General features: G+C 74.0%; 3 protein-coding genes. 1 reads left to right on the top strand and 2 read right to left on the bottom strand.

Annotated features, from left to right (window positions below; genetic code table 11):
- On the top strand, positions 1 to 805 hold an 805-nt coding region (locus tag G3I65_RS42425; protein WP_160701094.1), incomplete at its 5' end, for an MFS transporter.
- A gap of 45 nt (positions 806 to 850) precedes the next feature.
- On the opposite strand, the gene G3I65_RS42430 is transcribed toward G3I65_RS42425, so the two are convergent.
- Positions 851 to 1,633 (bottom strand): hypothetical protein, encoded by a 783-nt coding sequence (locus G3I65_RS42430; protein WP_160701096.1) that lies wholly within the window; start codon positions 1,631 to 1,633, stop codon positions 851 to 853.
- 93 nt (positions 1,634 to 1,726) lie between these two features.
- A complete protein-coding gene (locus tag G3I65_RS42435) occupies positions 1,727 to 3,238 on the bottom strand; it encodes a CehA/McbA family metallohydrolase (protein ID WP_160701095.1) in 1,512 nt (503 codons plus the stop codon).
- Positions 3,239 to 3,306 lie beyond the last annotated feature (68 nt).

Here is a 3,306-nt window from a genome sequence, read left to right on the forward strand (position 1 = left end):
CAACGCCGGGCTCGCCGTCGGCGCCGGGCTGGGCGGGCTCGCGCTGTCGGCCGACACGGCGTCGGCGTACCTCACGGTGTTCGTGCTCGACGCCGCGAGTTTCGCGGTCACCGCGGCGCTCCTGCTCGCACTGCCCGCCGTGCCGGTGGCGGCGCCGCGCACCGGCGAGCCGAAGCTGGCCGTGCTGCGCGACCGCCCGTACGCGCTGGTGACGCTGCTCAACGCGATCCTGTTGCTGCGCATGCCGTTGCTGAGCGTCGCGATTCCCCTGTGGATCGTCGAACGCACGGCCGCGCCGGGCTGGACGGTGTCCGCGCTGTTCGTGCTCAACACCGTCGTGGTGGTGCTGCTGCAGGTCCGGGTGGCCGGGCGGCTGGCGAGCACCGGCTCGGCGGCGCGGATGGTCCGCCGGTCCGGGGTGCTGCTGCTCGCCTCTTGCGTGGCCTTCGCGGTTTCGGCGTCGGGGACGTCGCCGTGGATCGCGTTCGCGGTGCTGGTCGTGGGCGCGCTGGTGCAGGTGGCCGGCGAGATGCTGCAGTCGGCGGGCTCGTGGGAGATCGGCTTCGCGCTGGCGCCGGCCGACCAGCAGGGCCAGTACCAGGGCTTCTTCGGCACGGGAGTGTCGGTGGCTCGCGCGATCGGGCCGGTGCTGCTGTCCACCGTGGTGATCGGCTGGGGCCTGCCGGGCTGGCTGCTGCTGGGCGCGCTCTTCCTCGCCGCCGGCTGGGCGATGGGCCCGGCGGTCCGCTGGGCCCAGGCCACGCGCCCGGTCCGCCCCCAGGCCGCACTTTCCCTACGAAAGTGATCCGGAGTGCGCCCCTCCGCATCACTTTCCCTACGAAAGTGACGGCTACTCGCTGGGCTGGGGTGCCGGGGCCTGGTGCAGGGAGAGGTCCGCGCCGGCGGCGGAGTCCTGGGTCCAGGCCCCGGACTCCGCCGTCCACGTTTGCCCGGCGAAGCTCACCTTGTCCACGCCCAGCGCCTCCGCCCGGCCGACCAGCCAGCTCGCGTACGTCCAGCCCTGCGCGGCCGGGTGGGCGCCGCTCAGCTTCGCCGTGCCCAGCTCGGCCGTGGCCGTCGCGGCGAGGTCGGCCGGGGCCGCGAGGGTCAGGTTGCGGCAGGTCAGCGTGGCCGGGAACTGGCCGTTGAACGCCGCGGCCATCGCGCGGGCCTGCGACTCCCACTGGGCGTAGGCGTCCGGCACCCCCGAGCGCTGGATCTCCTGGGCGGCCTCGGTGATCGGCAGCGTCTCCCAGCCGGGCAGCTTCTCGAGCTTCTCGTAGAACGCCGTCGCCGCGTAGACGGGGTCGCGCAGCTGCGCCACCGTGCCCCAGCCCTGGCTGGGCCGCTGCTGGAACAGCCCGACCGAGTCGCGGTCACCGCCCTCGAGGTTGCGCAGCTTCGACTCCTGCAACGCCGTCGCCAGCGCGACCGTCGCCGCGTGCGGGGGCAGGCCCAGTTTCGTGCCGACGGCCGAGATCGTCGCCGCGTTGTTCATCTGCTCCGGCGTGAACGTGTAGCCGTTCTGCCCCGGCTGCGCCACCGTGCAGCCCGGCGTCCGCACCGGGCTGCGCGTCAGCACCACCACCACGACGATCCCCGCGGTCAGCACGACGACCGCCCCCAGGAAGATCGCCACCTTCAGGCCACACCCGCGCACCCTGCCTCGCCTTCACCCGTTCGCACCAGTCTGCCAAAAGCAGGACGCGGCACGTCGGCTGGAGGTTCAGGCGCCGAGGAAGATCGGGTTCGACAGCGCCACCATCGCGTTCGGCACCGTCGTGTTCGGACCGCCGGACGGACGGCGGACCTCGACGCGCACCCACCGCGAGTACCGCGGGTAGGTCGTCCAGGTGACCGTGGCCGCGCCGGCGTCGCCGACGGTCTCGGTGTGCTCCGGGCCGAGCTGGTCCAGGAACGTCACCGTCGTCCCCGGCACGCCGCCGACCACCGCGCGCACCGTCACCGGCTCCCCGGTGCCGAGCGGGAGCCGGTCGCCGATGCCCGCGGTCCGGCCGCCGCCGGACGCCGTGAAGTCCAGCTGGACCGCGGCCGACTCGGCCAGCCACGAGCGCCCGGCCTTCAGCCCGGCCAGGAGCTCCTTGCGCCGCAGCCGGTCGGCGAGCACGACCGTGTGCGGCAGCGCGACCCGCTGCTCCGGGTTGTGCGCGTCGGAGTCCCCGATCGCCGGGATGAACCGGCCGCCGCGCAGCAGGCCGTCCCAGTGGATGACGCTGGCCTCGTCGTCCTGGGTCCACGGGCCGTTCCAGACCTCGACCAGGTCGGCGATCTCGTACGCGAACTCGTAGGTGCAGCCGAAGCAGTTGGCGAACGGGTGCGCCGCGGTCACCAGGCCGCCCGCGCGGTGCACCTGGTCGGTGAACCGGCGGAAGTCCTGGGGGTCGGCCGCGCGGTAGCGCCAGTCGATCCAGGTACCCGCGGGCAGGCCGATGGCGGGCCAGTGCCCGGACCGCGTCGTCACCTCTTCGCCGTTGAGGATCAGCAGGTCGTCGGTGGCGTACTGCCCCCAGACCAGCTGCGAGCTGGACGTGTTGTGGTCGGTCGAGACGATGAAGTCGAGGCCGGCGGCGCGCGCGTCGGCGACCAGCTGCTCCGGCGTGCGGCGGCCGTCGGAGTGGACGGTGTGCAGGTGGCCGTCGCCGCGGTACCAGGCGCGGCCGCGCTCCCGGGCGGGCGCGGTCTCCGGCGCGGGCTTCGGGACGAACGGCGCGGCGTCCGGCCCGAAGGTGAGCGTGATGTCCACCTGGTAGTTCAAGCCCTGCGGCGCGACGGTGTACGGGCCGAGGATGACGTGCCAGCGGCCCGGCTTGATCGGGCCGGCGAGGTAACCCGGCGTCGCCTCGGACGCGCTGATCGAGAAGCGGTCGCGGAAGCCGCCCGACCAGCCGCGGAAGCCGCGGGCGTTGCCCAGTTCGTGGCCCTCCGGCCCGAACATCCCGATGTCGCAGGCGTTCCCGCGGGTGCCGGCCGGGACCGGGGGCTTGTCGTAGGAGTAGACGACGTCGATCTGCCGCACCCCGCGCGGGACGTCGACGGGCAGGTAGTACCAGTCCGGGACGTCCGGCTTCAGCGTGCCGGTGACGGTCCGGGTCTGGCTGCCGGCGCCGCCCGGCTGGTCGGCGAACGCGACGCCGGGCAGCATCCCCATCGCCGCCCCGGCCGCCGCCACGCCACTCGCGCGCAGCAGCGCGCGGCGGCTCAGGTCCCCAGAACTCATGCGTACCTCCGCATCGAAAGACGACCCGACGCTAGGCCGCGAACGCGAACGCGGACAAGAACCGGCGG

The organism is Amycolatopsis sp. SID8362 (assembly GCF_010550475.1).
Classification (GTDB): Bacteria; Actinomycetota; Actinomycetes; order Mycobacteriales; family Pseudonocardiaceae; genus Amycolatopsis; species Amycolatopsis eburnea.

Coding starts and splice junctions, on each gene's coding strand:
- G3I65_RS42435 (WP_160701095.1), bottom strand. CDS start 3,238: ATGAGTTCTGGGGACCTGAGCCGCCGCGCGCTGCTGCGCGCGAGTGGC.